This is a genomic window from Flavobacteriales bacterium, assembly GCA_016704485.1.
Taxonomy (GTDB): domain Bacteria; phylum Bacteroidota; class Bacteroidia; order Flavobacteriales_F; family PHOS-HE28; genus PHOS-HE28.
In genome coordinates, this window is the sequence record JADJAA010000001.1 from 717,962 (window position 1) to 735,656 (window position 17,695).

A 17,695-nucleotide genomic window follows, 5' to 3' on the forward strand; every position below is an offset into this window, starting at 1 on the left:
AGGATCTATTTCCTATATTGTTTCTGCGCTAGCTTGAGTTGTTTCCGGATCTGTTTCACGAACGATCTTGGCTCCATCACTTGAGCATCTGCGCCATATTGTATAATTCGTTCGATCAGGTCCTTGTTCGGACGCAGTTTCCAATGGAACGTGACGTGATCTCCTTTACGCTTCCCTTCACGTTGTGAATGATGCCAAGGACGCAACCGCAGTTCATTCGCTACTTCCGATACAAAACGCACTTTCACTTTTTCAACTTTTGCGGTGGTCGCATCAACACCGACAATTTGCGCAAACCGCTTACGAACTTCACCTACTTCTTCCGCGGTGATGGTCGCGGACTTTAGAACCACCAATATGACCTTATCCAGGCCATAGGAGACCGGCCGACCATTCTGGGTTGCTATTCCTAATACGAACCAACGACTTTGGTACTCTCTAATGCTCACAGGATGGATCGAATATTCTTTCACCTTTCCTTTCTTGCCTGTCCGTGTGGTCAGCACCACTTCTTTGTGTTCACGGATCGATCGGAGGATCTGTGGCATATGGCTTAAACCCTTCAATGATCCTTCCAATTCCAATTGCGCCGGTAATTCCTTTACCGTAGTCTGGTCCTGAAACAACTTGATCAGTTGCGCTCTTTCCATCAACTGAGAAAGTACTGCGGTTCCTTTGGTCTTCGAAACGATCTGATAGGTGTTCTCCTCCCGATCGTACGCTACTTCCACTCCAAGATCCTCCCGTATCTGTTCGATATCTCGTTGTAACGTGCGCGGACTTAGTTCAAATCCGCGAGACGACATGTACTCATGCAATTCCGCGAATGATGTTCGCTGTTGTACACGCTCAATAATTTGCAAGTAACGTTGGAGTTTTGTGGAATTGGGCATGGTGCAAATATCGGTACGACAGGGATCGACGTAGCCGCTGTTACAAATGTGAATGAAGAAAGATCAATCGTGCAACTATTCCTTTCCGAGGAACGCATCCCACCCTTGTGCACGAAGTTCGTGAAGGCCACCTTGCTTGTCGACCAAGTAGTAACCACTGGCCTTGTCGATCATATGACCTATGATACTGAGGCTCGGATTCCCTTTGATCTTCTCGAAATCCGCTTGGGCTACGGTAAAGAGCAGTTCGTAATCCTCGCCACCATTGAGCGCACACGTTGTAGGATCCAGATTGAATTCCCGCGCTGTCTTGTACGTCTCCGGATCGATCGGTAACTTCTCATCGTAGATCCGAACGCCAAGGTCCGATGACCTTGCAAGATGCATCGCTTCACTAGCAAGTCCATCGCTGATGTCGATCATGCTTGTTGGTCTAACACCCAACTCTTTCAAGAGCGCTGTAATGTCCTTGCGTGCTTCCGGCTTCAGTTGTCGTTCCAGAATGTAATCGTGGCCTCCAAGATCAGGTTGTGAGTTGGTGTCCTTGAAGACCTGTTTCTCGCGCTCCAGGATCTGCAATCCCATGTATGCACCACCTAGGTCTCCGCTTACGACCAAGAGGTCATTATCGCTTGCTCCGCCTCTGTAAACAATGTTCTCCTTCTCCGCTGCGCCGATCGCAGTAATACTTAGGATCAATCCGCTAGTGCTACTGCAAGTGTCACCGCCTATCAGATCTACGCCGTAATTCTTGCAGGCAAGCAACATGCCTTCGTACAACTCATCAACCGCTTCAACAGGAAAACGATTGCTCAATGCCAGTGCCACCGTAACCTGATGAGGCTCTGCGTTCATGGCATACACATCGCTAAGGTTCACAACAATGGCTTTGTATCCCAAGTGTTTCAAGGGCATGTAGCTCAGATCGAAGTGAACACCCTCCACAAGCATGTCCGTGGTGATGACCTGCTGCAAGCCAAGTGGATCGATCACTGCGGCATCATCACCTATGCCCTTAATGCTGCTCTTTTGAGTAAGATGAATGCGGCTGGCCAACCGCTCGATAAGACCGAATTCGCCTAGGGCGGAAAGTTCTGTGCGAGACATGGGTGCAAAGGTGGCAGGAATTAGATGATCTGGGGTTAATGGACAAAACGAATGGTAAAACCTTCTGAAAGTCCTGCCTGGCTTAGGTTAGAGGCCTTTCAAAGGTCATGAACCAAAAAAGTGCTCTTTGTGTGGTGGTCCAGTTATTAACAAATACGGCCAAGGTTCGGGGTAAGCAACGGTACCGTTGCCGCACTTGTGGTAAGCAATTTTTAGGCGGCCAAACAAAGCAGCCCGAAGAACTATGGTTTGAGTATCAAGCTGGCAAACAGACTTACAGGCAGTTGGCTCTCAAGTATGGTTGTTCTATTCGGACCATACAGCGGACGTTGGACAAATACACAGGCACTGAAGCCAAGGCTGTTCTGCCATCTTCAGCCGTGGTTTTAATGGATACGACCTACTTCAGGAGAACCTTCGGTGTAATGGTGTTCAGGGATGCAACTACAGGCACAGTCCTGTATAGGAAATACGTAAAACATGAGACCAACCAGCTTTATGCGGATGGTCTGAAATTCCTTCGTGGACAAGGCGTGGAGATAAGCGCCGTTGTTTGTGATGGCCGACGAGGCCTGTTGCAACTCTGCAGAGGAATCCCGGTGCAAATGTGCCAATTTCATCAAGTAGCGATCATTACCCGCTATCTCACTAGAAAGCCCAAGTTGCCAGCAGCCATTGAGCTGCGCCAATTGACACAGATGCTGAAGAAGACCGATAAGGAAAGCTTCACTGGGGGTCTACAACTATGGCATACCAAATGGAAGGCCTTCCTCGCTGAACGAACTGTGGAATCAACCACCGGCAAGTCACGTTATACGCACGGTCGCCTGCGGAGCGCACACCGGAGCCTATCGTGCAATCTGCCTTGGTTGTTCACTTGGTACGACTATCCTGAACTGGATATTCCCAACACCACCAATGCAATAGATGGCTACTTCGCAGACCTGAAGAACAAGCTTCGCAATCACAATGGCCTCTCCTTGACTCGGAAACAAAAATTTATCGATGAGTTTTTGAAGGCATGCGGACCTCGCGATGGGAACGGTTGATCCGAAGGTTCCGTTCCCCATCCGATCATCGCTCAGTCATCAGGTTTATCTCTGGCAGGTTGCTCTCCAGCAGAGCCTACTTCCGTTTCGCCAGACACCCAAAGATCAGAATCGCAATTAGGTTCTCCAACAACGGTTGATAACTCGCCATTCGTTTTGTCCATTAGAGACAAACGTCTCCCAAAAGCCATTCGTTTTGTCTATTACACCATGATCTGAAAATTGTCTGAGATCTTGTAACGCAGAACCATTTTTGCCGCAGCAGGATATTACACACTGATCCGTGCTACCCAACCCGATAACACCAATGTTATGCAGATAAGCGGATCAGCTAACTTTTTGGATAGCGATCGAGCTCAACTACTTCATGAACCAACACGACACTTTTAACATCAAGAAAAAGGCTTCATTCCACTTTCTTTTGTACTTGAGCCTTACCTTTGCTGCAAGTCTTGTTTAGACCGATTCTAAATAAGACGCATCGTAATGATAAAAGTCAGTGAGAATGCGAAGGCGGAAGTTACCAAACTGCTTGGTACGCAAGGCCGTGGTAAAGATCATTTCGTGCGGGTCGGCGTGAAAGGCGGCGGTTGTAGCGGCCTTATGTACGACCTGGATTTCGATGACCAGATGAAAGATGGCGATAAAGTGTTCGAGGATAATGGCGTGAAGGTGGTCATTGACAAGAAAAGCATGCTCTATCTATTAGGCACAACACTGGACTTTAGCGGCGGATTGAACGGTAAGGGTTTCCAATTCGTGAACCCTAATGCGAGTCGGACGTGTGGGTGTGGGGAGAGTTTTTCGATCTGAATCAAATGAACCGCAACGACGCAACGTAATTGCATCTCCTATTATGGGCACACGTGGCCTGTTCCAGGGTGCATCTTCGGAAGCTTTTCGCTGTCGCATGATCGCGTTTAAAACCAACTGATCGCATTTGCGGTTAATTAGTACATGGCACAAGAGACAGACGATATCCTGAAGGAAGTTACCGAGAAGGAGTACGCCTACGGGTTTATCACCGACATTGAAAGCGAGAAGGCTGAGAAGGGGTTGAGCGAGGAGATCGTGCGTTTTATCAGCGCGAAGAAGAATGAACCGGAGTGGATGTTGGATTGGCGACTTGAAGCCTATCACGCATGGCTGAAGATGGAGGAGCCGCACTGGGCCCATGTGAATTACCCGAAGATCGATTACCAGAATGCATATTACTACAGCGCGCCGAAAAAGAAACCGCAGCTGAACAGTTTGGATGAGGCGGATCCGGAGTTGGTAAAGACCTTCGAAAAGTTGGGTATTTCGTTGGAGGAACAGAAGCGCTTGGTCGGTGTTGCTGTGGATGTAGTATTCGATAGCGTAAGCGTGAAGACCACGTTCCAAGCGGCGTTGAAGGAGAAGGGGATCATCTTTTCCAGTTTCAGTGATGCCGTGCAGAATCACCCTGATCTGGTCAAGAAATACTTAGGAAGTGTAGTGCCGCGCACCGATAATTATTTCGCGGCATTGAATAGCGCGGTATTCAGCGATGGTAGCTTTTGCTACATACCTCCTGGAGTGCGGTGCCCTATGGAGTTGAGCACGTATTTCAGGATCAACGAGGCAATGACCGGCCAATTCGAACGCACGTTGTTAATAGCAGATGAAGGCGCTTACGTAAGCTATTTGGAAGGATGCACTGCGCCCGTACGCGATGAACACCAGTTGCATGCAGCGGTCGTTGAATTGGTCGCGCTGAAAGATGCTGAGATCAAATACAGCACAGTTCAGAACTGGTACCCTGGTGATAAGAACGGAAAGGGCGGGATCTATAATTTCGTTACGAAACGTGCCCTGTGTGCTGGCGATAACAGCAAGATCAGCTGGACCCAAGTAGAGACCGGAAGTGCGATCACATGGAAGTACCCGAGCTGTGTTCTGAAAGGCGATAACAGCATAGGGGAATTCTACAGCGTAGCCGTTACGAACAACAAACAACAAGCCGATACCGGAACGAAAATGATCCACATCGGTAAAGGCACGAAAAGCACCATCATCAGCAAAGGGATCAGTGCTGGCCTTAGCAATAACAGCTATCGTGGTTTGGTCAAGATCGGTCGCGGTGCGAAGGGTGCTCGGAATTTCAGCCAGTGCGATTCGTTGTTATTGGGTGATCGTTGCGGTGCACACACGTTTCCTTATATTGAGAGCGAGAACCCTAGTGCAATAGTGGAACACGAAGCCACCACGAGCAAGATCGGTGAGGACCAGATCTTCTATCTGAATCAACGCGGGATCGCAACGGAAAAGGCTGTTTCGCTGATCGTGAACGGATACTGCAAGGAAGTACTTAACCAATTGCCCATGGAGTTTGCCGTGGAGGCGCAAAAGTTGTTGGCTGTTTCGCTTGAAGGTAGTGTTGGCTGATCCGAATTCTGATACGGCCGATCATACTATGAACTGGAACGATGTATTAGGTTACGCCAACCACGGTAATCCGGAACCTCCGAGCCGTGTTGAGAAAACAGAAGTTGAGTGGAAAGCTGTGCTGACCGCCGAGCAATTCCGCGTAACACGCTTGAAGGGAACCGAGCGTGCATTCAGCTCAGAAGCGTGTTCACTTTTTGAACCTGGCATCTACAAATGTGTTTGTTGTAAAACTGAATTATTCGACGCCAGCTCCAAGTTCGAGAGTGGGACTGGTTGGCCTTCGTTCACCCAACCGATCGCAGAGAATGTGATAGCGCACCACATGGATAAGACCTATGGCATGGTACGTATAGAGACCATATGCAATGTGTGCGATGCACACCTTGGACACGCATTTCCCGATGGACCAGCGCCCAACGGGCTGCGTTTTTGCATGAATGCAGTGAGCTTGGAGAAAGTGGTCTGAGCGTGATCTTTCAATAGATCCTGCCCCTGACTATCGGCACGAAATATGTATGTTCATTCTTAAAAAACAAACAATAACACACATGGCGACTTTTGAACTTTACACTGACAAAGCTGGCGAATTTCGTTTCCGGCTCAAAGCGGGTAACGGCGAGATAATCCTTGCCAGCGAAGGCTACACCGCCAAAGCATCTGCAATGAACGGTATCGAAAGCGTGAAGACCAACGCTGTCCATGACGCTAATTACGAACGCAAGAAGTCCGACGCTGGACACTCTTTCAACCTACTAGCTGCCAATGATCAAGTGGTTGGCACAAGTCAGGTCTACACAAGCACAACTGCACGTGATAAGGGGATCGAGAGTGTAAGAACGAACGCTCCTACAGCCGGGTTAATGGAAGTTTGAATCTTGTGCAACTAAATTAGGAGAAGAGTCCATTGAGGCTTTTTCTCATGCTTAGTATTATGCGGATCAAGGTCAAAATTTCACGAACCGTCCCTTGAACACTTTACTATCACCACTTGCTTGGTAGGTGTAGACACCTGCTAGCAATCCAGGCAGGACCAGATCGACCTTTCCACCGTTAGTGGTTTGTTGATGGACCAACTGACCACTACTATTCCAGATCGTCAGATCCACTACGGTCCCGAATGGCACCTTCAACAACAGTGTGGCCACATCGTTCATCGGCGACGGATAGAAGCGCTGATCGCTGGATTCGATCTGTTCGTACTCCACTGACCTTACTGAACTATAGCCTTCAAAGCCCAATTGTATCCGGTAAAAAACAGTGCTAAGCTCAGGTGGTGATTCATCAAACCACTGATACGCGACGGCGTTCGTTGGATCTCCGCATATGCCTTCAATGTGGTGTACTTCGGTGAAATTGATGCCATCGGCCGAGCGTTCAACAGCCTGACCATTACATGTGCTGCCACCCTGAATGGTCCAATCGACCCGGATCCCACCAGTTAGTTCAGTGAGCTCATTATGCGCAATAAATGGATGTTCCTGAGCGCGTATGGTTGCATTGCCACACAAAACCAAGACCATGCTGCACACTATTGAATTGATCTGTTGCACGGACATCACTGGTCGGTCGATTAGTGAACGAAATCCTTTTGAACATCGTAATTTATTCTTGACCAAGAGGCCAATAAAAATACGGAACGATCCACCGTATACCTATTGGAAGTGTTCTTTAAGCACCCTGATCGCCACCTTTCCTTGGAGAGAGAACCCGACCCCATTCCGACTCTCACGGACGCCACCTTCGGCAAACCACTTCCATATGAAACAGCCGGAGTACCATGTCTCTTTGCTGAACACATGAAAGAACGCTTCGAATGCCAAAGCTTGTGCTGCTTCATTGCGCACCGCATCCTGATCTTCGGCCCACGGTTCCTTCGCACACGTCGATGTGTTCGTGTATCCCAATTCAGTGAAGAGTACGGGACGATCCAATCGAAGACTCAGCTCCTTTAACATTGCCAGATGCGGCTCCCACCCTGTTCGCAATTCTGCCATTGTCGGATCGCCTTTCTGGCAAAGTGGGAAATAGCCATCAACACCAATATATGCCATCCGCTTCCACAGCGGGAACCGCACTACTTCATCCCAATTCGCCGCATAGGTCAATGGCCCATTGTATTCTTCTGAAATCCGATCGATCAACACCTGCCAATAGTTCGTGCGTTGGGTCACGAACCGTTCCATTTCCGTACCAATGCAGAACAGGTCAACATCCAGTTCCGTTGCCAACTTCGCGAAATAAAGTACGTACTCCGCGTAGCTCTGTTCGAATGGCCCCCATCCGACAGCTGGGTCCGGCTCGTAGGCACCAGTGAATTCACCGTGGCCCAACCAGAGGTGTGGTTTCAGCATCACTTTCAACCCTCGTGCTTTGGCCATGGCTACCATTGCACGTATTCCAACTGGACGCTCACCCCACCATTGGTGGCCATTTGGATCAAAGATGATGCGCCCATTGTTGTCCGGGCCATATGCATACGGAATGAAACAGACCCACTCGGCCCCAATAGCTTGTACCTGTGCTATGCATGTATCACCCACTTCGCGCGGCGGGGCGCTGAAACACACGCCTTGGATCTTTTGCGCATGCGTACTTTGGCTCACCGCTGCAAAGCCGATCACAAAAATTAAGACCCGTACATGATCTGTCAGCATCATACTATGACACGACAACTATATCAACAAAATTGCACATCAGAATTGAATGGACCATATCGTGATCATTGGTAACGGCATTTCGGGGATCACGGCTGCACGCCATATCCGCAAGCGGAGCGACGCAAAGATCACTGTGATCAGCGAGGAAAGCGAACATTTTTTTAGTCGCACAGCACTTATGTACGTCTACATGGGGCATATGCGGTACAAGGATGTGAAACCCTATGAGGATGAGTTCTGGGAGAAGAACCGCATCGACCTTAAACTTGACCGGGTCAATAGAATTGATACGAACCAGAAGCTCTTGGAGTTGAAAAGTAGTGGCAATATCAAGTACGATAAAGTGATCATCGCAACAGGTAGCGTTAGCAATAAATTCGGTTGGCCGGGACAGGACCTTCCTGGTGTGCAGGGGCTATACAGTTTACAGGACCTTGAATTGATGGAGGTGAACACGAAGGGCATTTCTCATGCGGTGATCGTGGGTGGTGGATTGATCGGTGTTGAAATGGCCGAGATGTTATTGTCTCGCAAGATCGCTGTTACATTTCTTGTTCGTGAAGATACATTCTGGGGAGGCGTGATGCCAGAACAAGAAGCTGACCTGATCTCCAGGCATATGCGCGAACACCACGTAGATCTGCAATTCTCTTCTGAGTTACAAGAGGTGATCGCTGGGCCCGACGGTCGCGTTCGCGGTATTCTTACCAAGGCGGGGGAAACGATCGATTGCCAGTTCGTTGGACTTACCGTTGGCGTAAAACCCAATATAGCGTGGCTGAAGGAAAGCCCTGCAATTGCTACGGACAAAGGTGTACTCGTGAATGAATTTCTCGAAACCAATGTGCCGAACATTTATGCCACTGGAGATTGTGCGCAGTTCCATGAACACCCGGATAAGCAGCGAAAGTCGATCGAGCAAGTTTGGTATACCGGACGTATGATGGGAGAGAAAGTGGCTAGAACGATCACTGGAGAACGGACACCCTATGCCCCTGGTCAATGGTTCAACAGTGCAAAATTCTTCGACATTGAATACCAGACATACGGCTGGGTACGCAATAAACTTGGAATTGGTGAAGCCGAATATTACTGGGAACACCCCAATGGAAAGATCGCGATCCATCTTGTTTGGGATGCTGGAACGCGGATCTTCCACGGCATGAGTAGTTTCGGGTTCCGGTTACGGCACGAAGTTTTTGATCGCTGGCTGAATGATCAAATAACAGTGGACCATGTGGTGGATCACTTGGATGAAGCGGCCTTTGATCCAGAATTCTACGAACGCTTTGCATCCACGATCAAGAGGTCATTCAATCAAACCTCTACAGTTCCTGCATGAAGCAGACCGACCATAGCCTTTCGATCACGGATGCGCATAGCAGCATCCTTGATGGTATTCAAAAAAGTGCACTGAGCCTTGCTGCGATCGGCGTTCTTGGGCTGATCGTTAGCATCCCGATGAACACTATTCCCAACCCTGGAATATGGTTGACCGTGGCTTTAGCGGCCATTATCTCGGGAACCATCATTTATGCACGCAGATCCTATCTCACACGACCCGAAGGGATCCAGAACAATGGTGTTTGGCATCGTGGGATTTCAACGCGTGGTATTGCGGGATGGATCATTGGGATCATCCTCACGGGGTTCTACATTCTGTTATACTTCTATCCGGAATATCTCGGCCTTGGAGCCGAAGGAAACGTGAACCATGGGATCGTAGCACTGTTCGATCCGTTGAGCCGTTTTCTTAGTGGAAATGCGGCTTCCCAATGGTTCGTTTATGGCACGATCTATACCGTTGCGATCCTTTCGATGGGTTACAAGTTCATATTGAAATACAGGCACAACAAGTATCAGGTCGTACGTACCATTTCGGTGATGTTCTTTCAATTGGGTTTCGCCTATCTGATCCCGGAACTACTTGCACGACTTAGCCTGCCGTACAACGATTTCAAGAACATGTGGCCGTTGAACTATTCGTTCTTCGATGAATGGAACTTGAAAGGCTTGATCGATGCAGGAGGTTTTGGTTTGTTCATGCTGCTGTTCGGTGTTGCCATGATCTTCGTGATCTCCCCTATCCTCACCTACTTCTACGGGAAACGTTGGTATTGCTCATGGGTCTGTGGTTGCGGTGGTCTTGCTGAAACCGCCGGTGATCCCTTTCGCCACCTCAGTGATAAAAGCACTACCGCATGGAAGATCGAACGGTGGGTCATTCACACCGTTCTTGTTTTCTCCGTGGTTATGACCGTTGCATTGGTATACAGTTACCTCGGTGATGACGCATCCCGCAATACTGCGGGAGGTTTCTGGGTAACGCGTGGTATGTTGCTCGGAATTATTGGTCTCGTTCTGGGTTGCGTGGCCATCGTTCTCATTGTTCGTCCGGGTATGATCAAGGAGGTGAACAACACCGTTCGAATCCTTGTGCTTGCTATTCTGCTATTGATCATCGGTTTTACGGCACACGCGTACTTGACCGGTCGTGGTGATGTCTTTTTTGTAGAGAGCTATCCACTGCGCAAGTGGTACGGATTTGCGATCGGCGCCATATTCAGTGGTGTGATCGGTGTAGGATTCTATCCGTTGATGGGGAGCCGTGTGTGGTGCCGTTTCGGCTGCCCCATGGCCGCGATACTCGGAATGCAACAACGGTTCTTCTCACGTTTCCGGATCACCACAAATGGCGGCCAGTGTATCAGTTGCGGAAACTGCAGCACGCATTGCGAAATGGGCATCGATGTGCGCAGCTACGCACAACGCGGCGAGAATATCGTTCGTTCCAGTTGCGTGGGCTGTGGTGTATGCGCAGCAGTTTGTCCACGCGGCGTGTTGAAACTTGAGTCCCGCAAGCTTGCAGGAGGCAAAGTTCAAGGAAGAGTGAGTAGTGATCCAATAGCGATAGGTAGGACTGGTGCTACGTTGAGGTAGGACAGTATGCTTGAGCCAACATTAGCATTTGATCGTCAATAACAACAACACGCTACAACTCGTCCTATTCGGCATCAACTTTTTACTTGTCCTTTTCTAAATGACCGCCAGCTCCATCATCGACGTGATCATTCCGGCCTTTAATGAGGAGGAAGCCGTAGCACTTGTGGTCGGCGATATTCCAAAGGATCTCGTACGGCATATCGTGGTAGTGAACAACGCAAGCAGTGATCGTACGAGTGAAGAAGCGCGCAAAGCCGGTGCTATCGTTATGGACCAACCGCTGCGCGGCTATGGCAATGCGTGTTTGAAAGGAATAGAGAAAGTAGCTACACACCAACCACCTCCGGACATCGTGGTCTTCATTGATGCGGATCACAGTGATCGCCCACAACAGATGACGGAAGTTGTCGCACCGATCGTAATGAACGATGCCGACTTCGTGATCGGATCGCGTGCCCTAGGACATCGCGAAGACGGAAGTATGATGCCCCAACAGGTCTTCGGGAACTGGCTCGCAACGCGCTTGTTGAAATTATTCTACGGCGTGCGTTACACAGACCTAGGCCCCTTCCGGGCCATACGCTGGCAGGCACTCCAGAACATGCATATGCAGGATCGTACATTTGGCTGGACCGTGGAAATGCAATTAAAAGCCGCCAAACAGAACCTCCGCATCATCGAAGTGCCGGTGGATTACCGCAAGCGTATCGGCTTCTCCAAGATCAGTGGTACGGTGAAAGGCTCCATTCTTGCTGGTTACAAGATCATCGTAACCATTTTCAAATATCGCTGATGGCTATTGCGATCCTCGTGATATACGCGGTGCTACTGAGCTTCATCCTCCTGTTCAGTTTCATGCAGCTCAGACTCGCATTGGCCTATCTCAACAAGCATAAATACACGCGGATGATACCACCGCCCAACTTCGGTGAGCTACCCATCGTTACTATCCAATTGCCGCTTTACAACGAACGTCACGTGGCGGAACGACTGATCGATCAAGTCGCTAAAATGGATTGGCCTCATGACCGTCTAGAGGTACAGGTCATAGACGACAGTACCGATGAAACCGTTGATCTCGCTGCGGCCAGAATTGCCCATTGGCAAGCTGAAGGCATTGACATGATCCACATCCGCCGAGCCGATCGCGAAGGGTTCAAAGCAGGTGCACTAGCATACGGTCTAAAGATCGCAAAGGGTGAATTCATCGCCGTATTCGATGCTGATTTCATGCCGCCGACCGACATGTTGCAAGTGATCTCCCCTTGGTTCAATGACCCTAAGATCGGTATGGTACAAACGCGTTGGGACCATCTGAATCGCAACAGCAATTTGCTCACTGAGCTGCAGGCGTTCGGTCTAGACGCGCATTTTTCCGTTGAACAAGTTGGTCGTAATGGCCTACGTCATTTCATAAATTTCAACGGCACGGCCGGTGTGTGGAGAAAGGCTTGTATTGTTGATGCTGGCGGGTGGCAAGCCGATACATTGACCGAAGATCTTGACCTCAGCTACCGAGCGCAACTCAAAGGCTGGCAATTCCACTACTTGGAAGATGTTGCATCACCCGCCGAACTTCCCGCTGCCATGAATGCGTTGAAGACCCAGCAATACCGTTGGAACAAAGGAGCTGCGGAATGTGCGGTGAAGAACCTACCTCGTGTGCTCCGCAGCAGTTCGGTGACCTTCGGTACAAAGATGCATGCGATCTTTCACTTGATGAATAGCACCGTTTTCGTAAGTATACTTGGGACAGCGTTGCTAAGTGTTCCGCTCTTGTTGCTCAAACAAACACATCCCGAATTCCGAACCCTGTTCGACATTGCCATTGTCTTCACCTTCGCGCTGCTCGTCCTTATCTTCTTCTATTGGGTAGCCCACCGCCAGCGACTGAGGGGATGGCGCGGAGCATTCCGTTTCATTTGGATATTTCCTGTCTTTCTCTCCGTGAGCATGGGGCTTTCATTGCATAATGCGGTTGCTGTTCTTGAAGGTTATCTCGGTAGAAGAACGCCTTTCCTACGCACCCCGAAACTGGGCTCATCCGACGGCGACAAAGCGATCAAGCACGACGCCTACTGGAAAAGTGCAATATCGCCCATGACCTTGTTGGAAGCAGCTATTGCAGGGTATGCAGTATGGGGCATCGTTATCGGTTTCCGTGTTGGTGACCTCGGCCTCCTCCCCTACCATTTCATGCTTGCAGTAGGCTTCGGTCTGGTCAGTTACTACAGCTTCGTCCATTCGTTACGTACCGCTTAATGTTCAACGGCAAACGCTTCTTTGTTGCAGCGCTTGTTACGTTGATAGCAGCAATTGTCATTTTGGCTTACGGTCCGTCGCGTTCTGATCCCAGTGCTCTACTGATCGGCTTCTCCGTTGCGTTCGTTGCATACGTACTCGTCACGCGCAAGCAGTTCATTTCTTGGCATCAATTGCTGATCATTTCCATCGGACTCCGCATCCTACTGCTCCTTGCACCGGTCAACTGGACCGATGATCATTACCGCTACCTCTGGGATGGTCTCTGTTCCACGAACGGCATATCGCCATTCGCATTTACGCCTGAAGAATTAGTCAGAACAAAACCTGAAGTCTTCACTCCACAACATTTCGCAGAGCTCAATTCTCCTCGATTCCATTCAGTTTACCCACCCGCTGCACAACTCATTTTCGCCACTGCGACATCGATCGGCGGTGTGGATATATGGCGATCGACATTGGCGCTTCGGGTGATCATCATCCTATTCGACCTACTTATCATAGTTTCATTAGGAGCGTTACTGAAAGCCCACGTGAGCCGCGTACAACTAGTTGCGATCTATGCACTGAATCCATTAGCTCTATTGGAATTCTCCGTGAATCTGCATACGGAAGCTCTGATGATCGCGCCATGTCTTGGTGCTATCTATTTCTTCAAGCAACAACGGTATCACCTCTCCGCATTCCTGCTCGCGCTAGCGATCTCAGCAAAACTTTGGCCGATCCTCTTCCTCGCTTGGATCCCTTCAGCTCTTGGTGTTGGAAAAAGTATTCGCTACATCGCGATCACGCTTCTTTTTTTCACTCTATCATGGATCCCGCTTTACACCACGGATATCCTTCAACATTTCGCAAGCAGCCTGAAACTCTATGTCAGCTACCTCGAATTCAATGGACCTATTTTCGAATTGCTTCGCCACACTCTTGGTGATCACTTGGTAAAAGGAACAGGCCTTCTTTCCATCCTCACACTGATCGCTTTGGTAATCTACACGCTATCTATCTGGAAAACCAAACATGCCGATTGGCCCAGCGCAATGCTTTGGCTCCACGCCATTTACCTCTTCGGCGCGCAAGCCGTACACCCATGGTACATACTACCGCTTGTCGCTTTATCCGTGCTCACGCAATGGCGATGGCCGATCCTGTGGTCCTTGCTGATCATACCGACATACCTGACCTATGCGCAGGACCCATTCACACAACCTTATTGGTGGATCGCCGTGGAATACATTCTGCTCGGAACTTTCATTCTTTGGGAGATCCGGAAGAGATCGACAGAATTTAAGTTGGTCGTTTAGTTTTTGGGCGTTCCCTTTTCCAACGCTCAAATGCAGCCCACGCACGGTCGGGCTTAACTCTCCAAGTCCGCAGGCCCTTAAAACCAGGGCCTTTACGGGCTTTCCGTTGCAATCCCTAACGCACTGGCATCTGTGGCATACCCAACGATGAACGCAAACTGTCATCCGCATTACTGTTCAATCCCCAATAAGGCTCCATGACCTGATGGGTAAGTATAGCGATCGATGTAAGCTTCTGAGCATTCGTCCCATGCCCGTCCATGCGCGTTTCACTCCATCCGAAAATGGTATGTGGTTCCTTGGTCGCGTACTTTATGGTCATGTCGCGTTCAAGCATGGGAAATGTGATCGCATAGATCGTTGTGTCCCCTTGAGCTTCCCTCTTTGCGAGAGCATCAACAGCTTCATGCGGTTTGTGCATTAGTTGCAGATAGCGCACACTTGGCAACAGCTTCACGTTGCCGATGGGCAATAATACCGGGTCGATCCTGATCTGATTCCAAAGTGCATCCTCCAACCAGACTTCACCGACCCTTTTATCCTCGTCTCCCTCCTGTTCGAAATAACTCCTGCTCTCCATTCGGTAACCATCCTTGCGCTGGTTCAATTGTACGAATGCCTGTCCACACCAATCCTGAACGCTACACGTGACTTTCAATACAGGCGATTGATCCACGGGCGAGAATACACTTGTCATCAATGAATAATCGTAGATCCCCGTATTGAAACGTTCTATCCAATTCAATTTCAGGACACCTGTCTTCGGGCTTTTCGACCCGCCCTCGAACTTGACCTGTTCATTCACCAAAAAATCCTCCGTAACGAACACCATGAGCGCATCCCCATTCCGCATCTCACCGTAACGCGCTTGTGTCAAAGCATATCGGTTCACCTCAGCTTTGCCTTGGTACCAATACGTACTAAACCCTTCGGAAGGAGCAATGAACGCCGGGCCATTCTCTGGTACATCCATTTTGCTGGTGCCCGTTCCACATGTGGTCAGTTGTGCAATGAGCGTGGCTATGATCGTTAGTAATGGGAAACTGTTCATCTTGGTCAACTGGTTGGATATAGTACACAAAGTTCCGACATGTGAACTCAAGAACCAGTTCCGCTCAGTGACCTAGCGCACAAACCACGGCTCCATTCACTCTTAGCTTCGCGGTCCAAAGAAGGCCGATCATGATGTACTACATCGATCTTATCATCAATTCATACAAGGACTACTGGAACTACTTGACCAGTGAGGTCCTGAACCCATCGTGGCACAATTACTTCTACTGGTTGATCGGCCTATCCATATTCGCATGGGTCGCAGAGATCATCTTTCCTTGGCGCAAGGACCAAGCCCGCATTCGCCAGGATTTTTGGCTTGATGGGTTCTACATGTTCTTCAACTATTTCCTGTTCTCGTTGATCGCATACAATGCCATCAGCAATGTCTTCGTTGATCTGTTCAACAACACTCTTGGTGCTGTCGGCATCAACAACCTGGTCGCGATAGAGATCGCTTCATGGCCAGCCTGGTTGCAATTATTCACATTGTTCATCGTGGCGGACTTCATTCATTGGAACGTTCACCGCACGTTGCATCGCGTACCGTGGATGTGGGAGTTCCACAAGGTGCATCACAGTGTAAAAGAGATGGGATTCGCTGCGCATCTTCGATTTCATTGGATGGAGAACATCTTCTATAAATCCGCTCAATACATTCCACTCGCCATGATCGGTTTTGGCCTTACCGATTTCTTTATCGTACACATTATTGCGACCGCGATCGGGCACCTCAACCATAGCAATATCAACCTGACCTACGGGCCATTGAAGTATGTGCTGAATAACCCGGCCATGCACATTTGGCACCATGTGAAAGAATTACCGGAAGGGCACCCAAACGGTATCAACTACGGCATTAGCCTGAGCCTCTGGGATTACATTTTCGGCACTGCCGTGATCCCTTCCAGTGGACGTGATATTGAACTTGGGTTTCCTGGTGATGACGGCTTTCCTAAAACCCTTGGCAAACAACTCGCCTACCCTCTTACGAAATGAAAAACCCGCTGAACGACTGGAAATTTCTTTTGGCCGCCTGTGCTTTCCTTGGGCTGGCGCCGTTCTTTCCGGAGCCACATCTTTGGGGTAAACTGAAATGGATCGCTGGTGGTGCAGTTGGAATGCAACCGCTGGACTGGCTGGATCTGCTGTGGCACGGTGCTCCATTCATTCTACTTGCCCGTTTAGGCATATTACACTTGCGTGATAAAGGTGTAAGGAATTGATGCCATCTTGCGACGTTCAACCTGAACGTTCTGGATGAAAGCAATTTTCTTTTCCGCACTTATTCTATTGGGCACATGCAACAGCATGCCGGCGCAGAACGTTGGCAATGCCGCATTTGCGAATAAACTGAACCGCTTACTCGATCACGCTATACCGGCTGTGGATGTAGCCCATGTTGATACAGCTGCGGTTTTCCTGGATGCACGTGAACCTCAAGAGTTCCGCGTAAGTCATATCAAGAATGCCCGGTCCGTGGGCTATGATGATTTTGATATTGCTTCAGTGAAGGACTTATCGAAAGATACGGCGATCATTGTGTATTGCTCCGTTGGATACCGAAGCGAAAAGATCACCGAAAAACTTATTGATGCGGGTTTTACAAATGTCCAAAATTTGTATGGAGGCATCTTTGAGTGGGTGAATAGTGGCCGGTCAGTAGTCAGTGATTCAGGCACAAGCCAGCGCGTTCATACCTACAACAAGGATTGGTCCCAGTGGCTATTGAGGGGGGAGAAAGTCTTTTAGTACATTCGGAATGTGGCTCAAATGGTGCTTGTCTCCCGATCGTAGATCCTTAAGTTCTACCGCAGCGCTCTCTACCGATGATCGGGCCATGGCACCGCACGTGGGGGTGTTCACATAGGTGCATGTTCGCAATGCGGGATATTCATTCCGCAGTTGCTCCCATTTTGTTTCATTTGCAGAGATCGGAATGTTCGACATACAGCGAAGATCGGTAGAAGTAAGCGATCTCCAGAAATGATAAGCGCTTCATTCATCTGCGAGAAGCACCT

At 49.3% G+C, this 17,695-nt stretch carries 19 protein-coding genes; 13 read left to right on the forward strand and 6 right to left on the reverse strand.

The window, feature by feature from the left end:
• Window positions 1–5: 5 nt before the first annotated feature.
• Both IPF95_03105 and thiL read right to left on the reverse strand, forming a co-directional pair.
• A complete protein-coding gene (locus tag IPF95_03105; GenBank protein ID MBK6473681.1) occupies window positions 6–893 on the reverse strand; it encodes a WYL domain-containing protein in 888 nt (295 codons plus the stop codon).
• A 75-nt stretch (window positions 894–968) separates the two neighbouring features.
• A complete protein-coding gene (thiL, locus tag IPF95_03110) occupies window positions 969–2,000 on the reverse strand; it encodes a thiamine-phosphate kinase (protein ID MBK6473682.1) in 1,032 nt (343 codons plus the stop codon).
• Between the two features lie 284 nt (window positions 2,001–2,284).
• On the opposite strand from thiL, the gene IPF95_03115 reads away from it, so the two are divergent.
• From IPF95_03115 to IPF95_03135, 5 genes are all read left to right on the forward strand, one after another.
• Window positions 2,285–3,049 (forward strand): hypothetical protein, encoded by a 765-nt coding sequence (locus IPF95_03115; GenBank protein ID MBK6473683.1) that lies wholly within the window; start codon window positions 2,285–2,287, stop codon window positions 3,047–3,049.
• A 486-nt stretch (window positions 3,050–3,535) separates the two neighbouring features.
• Window positions 3,536–3,862: an iron-sulfur cluster assembly accessory protein gene (locus IPF95_03120; protein ID MBK6473684.1), complete on the forward strand. Its 327-nt coding sequence runs from the start codon at window positions 3,536–3,538 to the stop codon at window positions 3,860–3,862.
• A gap of 144 nt (window positions 3,863–4,006) precedes the next feature.
• Entirely contained in the window at window positions 4,007–5,455 is a 1,449-nt protein-coding gene (sufB, locus tag IPF95_03125; protein ID MBK6473685.1) for a Fe-S cluster assembly protein SufB, read from the forward strand.
• A gap of 28 nt (window positions 5,456–5,483) precedes the next feature.
• On the forward strand, window positions 5,484–5,924 hold the full coding sequence (gene msrB, locus IPF95_03130) for a peptide-methionine (R)-S-oxide reductase MsrB (protein MBK6473686.1): 441 nt from the start codon (window positions 5,484–5,486) through the stop codon (window positions 5,922–5,924).
• Window positions 5,925–6,006: 82 nt separating this feature from the next.
• Complete coding sequence (locus IPF95_03135; GenBank protein ID MBK6473687.1) at window positions 6,007–6,330, forward strand: YegP family protein; 324 nt, start codon at window positions 6,007–6,009, stop codon at window positions 6,328–6,330.
• A gap of 72 nt (window positions 6,331–6,402) precedes the next feature.
• Here the strand turns inward: IPF95_03135 and IPF95_03140 are convergent, their stop codons facing one another.
• On the reverse strand, window positions 6,403–7,014 hold the full coding sequence (locus tag IPF95_03140) for a T9SS type A sorting domain-containing protein (protein ID MBK6473688.1): 612 nt from the start codon (window positions 7,012–7,014) through the stop codon (window positions 6,403–6,405).
• A gap of 96 nt (window positions 7,015–7,110) precedes the next feature.
• Window positions 7,111–8,115, reverse strand: a complete 1,005-nt coding sequence (locus tag IPF95_03145) for a glycoside hydrolase (GenBank protein ID MBK6473689.1) — start codon at window positions 8,113–8,115, stop codon at window positions 7,111–7,113.
• A 46-nt stretch (window positions 8,116–8,161) separates the two neighbouring features.
• Here IPF95_03145 and IPF95_03150 point away from each other — a divergent pair, with 46 nt between their 5' ends.
• The 5 genes from IPF95_03150 (at window position 8,162) to IPF95_03170 (ending at window position 14,621) form a co-directional block, all read left to right on the forward strand.
• Window positions 8,162–9,457: an FAD-dependent oxidoreductase gene (locus IPF95_03150; GenBank protein MBK6473690.1), complete on the forward strand. Its 1,296-nt coding sequence runs from the start codon at window positions 8,162–8,164 to the stop codon at window positions 9,455–9,457.
• Complete coding sequence (locus tag IPF95_03155) at window positions 9,454–11,055, forward strand: 4Fe-4S binding protein (GenBank protein MBK6473691.1); 1,602 nt, start codon at window positions 9,454–9,456, stop codon at window positions 11,053–11,055. The genes IPF95_03150 and IPF95_03155 overlap by 4 nt, the downstream gene beginning before the upstream one ends.
• A 100-nt stretch (window positions 11,056–11,155) precedes the next feature.
• The gene (locus IPF95_03160) at window positions 11,156–11,851 is read left to right on the forward strand and encodes a glycosyltransferase family 2 protein (protein ID MBK6473692.1); all 696 of its coding nucleotides are present in this window, start codon (window positions 11,156–11,158) and stop codon (window positions 11,849–11,851) included.
• On the forward strand, window positions 11,851–13,320 hold the full coding sequence (locus tag IPF95_03165) for a glycosyltransferase (protein MBK6473693.1): 1,470 nt from the start codon (window positions 11,851–11,853) through the stop codon (window positions 13,318–13,320). Before IPF95_03160 ends, IPF95_03165 begins: the two co-directional genes overlap by 1 nt.
• Window positions 13,320–14,621, forward strand: a complete 1,302-nt coding sequence (locus tag IPF95_03170) for a hypothetical protein (protein MBK6473694.1) — start codon at window positions 13,320–13,322, stop codon at window positions 14,619–14,621. Before IPF95_03165 ends, IPF95_03170 begins: the two co-directional genes overlap by 1 nt.
• A gap of 115 nt (window positions 14,622–14,736) precedes the next feature.
• Here the strand turns inward: IPF95_03170 and IPF95_03175 are convergent, their stop codons facing one another.
• Complete coding sequence (locus IPF95_03175; protein MBK6473695.1) at window positions 14,737–15,672, reverse strand: septum formation inhibitor Maf; 936 nt, start codon at window positions 15,670–15,672, stop codon at window positions 14,737–14,739.
• A gap of 131 nt (window positions 15,673–15,803) precedes the next feature.
• Here IPF95_03175 and IPF95_03180 point away from each other — a divergent pair, with 131 nt between their 5' ends.
• Genes IPF95_03180 through IPF95_03190 form a run of 3 tightly spaced genes read left to right on the forward strand, consistent with a single transcriptional unit; the run spans window position 15,804 to window position 17,426 of the window.
• Window positions 15,804–16,673 (forward strand): sterol desaturase family protein, encoded by an 870-nt coding sequence (locus tag IPF95_03180; protein MBK6473696.1) that lies wholly within the window; start codon window positions 15,804–15,806, stop codon window positions 16,671–16,673.
• Window positions 16,670–16,900 carry a hypothetical protein gene (locus tag IPF95_03185; GenBank protein ID MBK6473697.1) on the forward strand — a complete coding sequence of 77 codons (231 nt, stop codon included), beginning with the start codon at window positions 16,670–16,672 and terminating at the stop codon, window positions 16,898–16,900. Before IPF95_03180 ends, IPF95_03185 begins: the two co-directional genes overlap by 4 nt.
• A gap of 34 nt (window positions 16,901–16,934) precedes the next feature.
• Window positions 16,935–17,426, forward strand: coding sequence for a rhodanese-like domain-containing protein (locus IPF95_03190; protein ID MBK6473698.1), 492 nt, complete (start codon window positions 16,935–16,937; stop codon window positions 17,424–17,426).
• Here the strand turns inward: IPF95_03190 and IPF95_03195 are convergent.
• Window positions 17,400–17,624, reverse strand: a complete 225-nt coding sequence (locus IPF95_03195; GenBank protein MBK6473699.1) for a hypothetical protein — start codon at window positions 17,622–17,624, stop codon at window positions 17,400–17,402. The genes IPF95_03190 and IPF95_03195 overlap by 27 nt on opposite strands.
• Window positions 17,625–17,695: the final 71 nt, after the last annotated feature.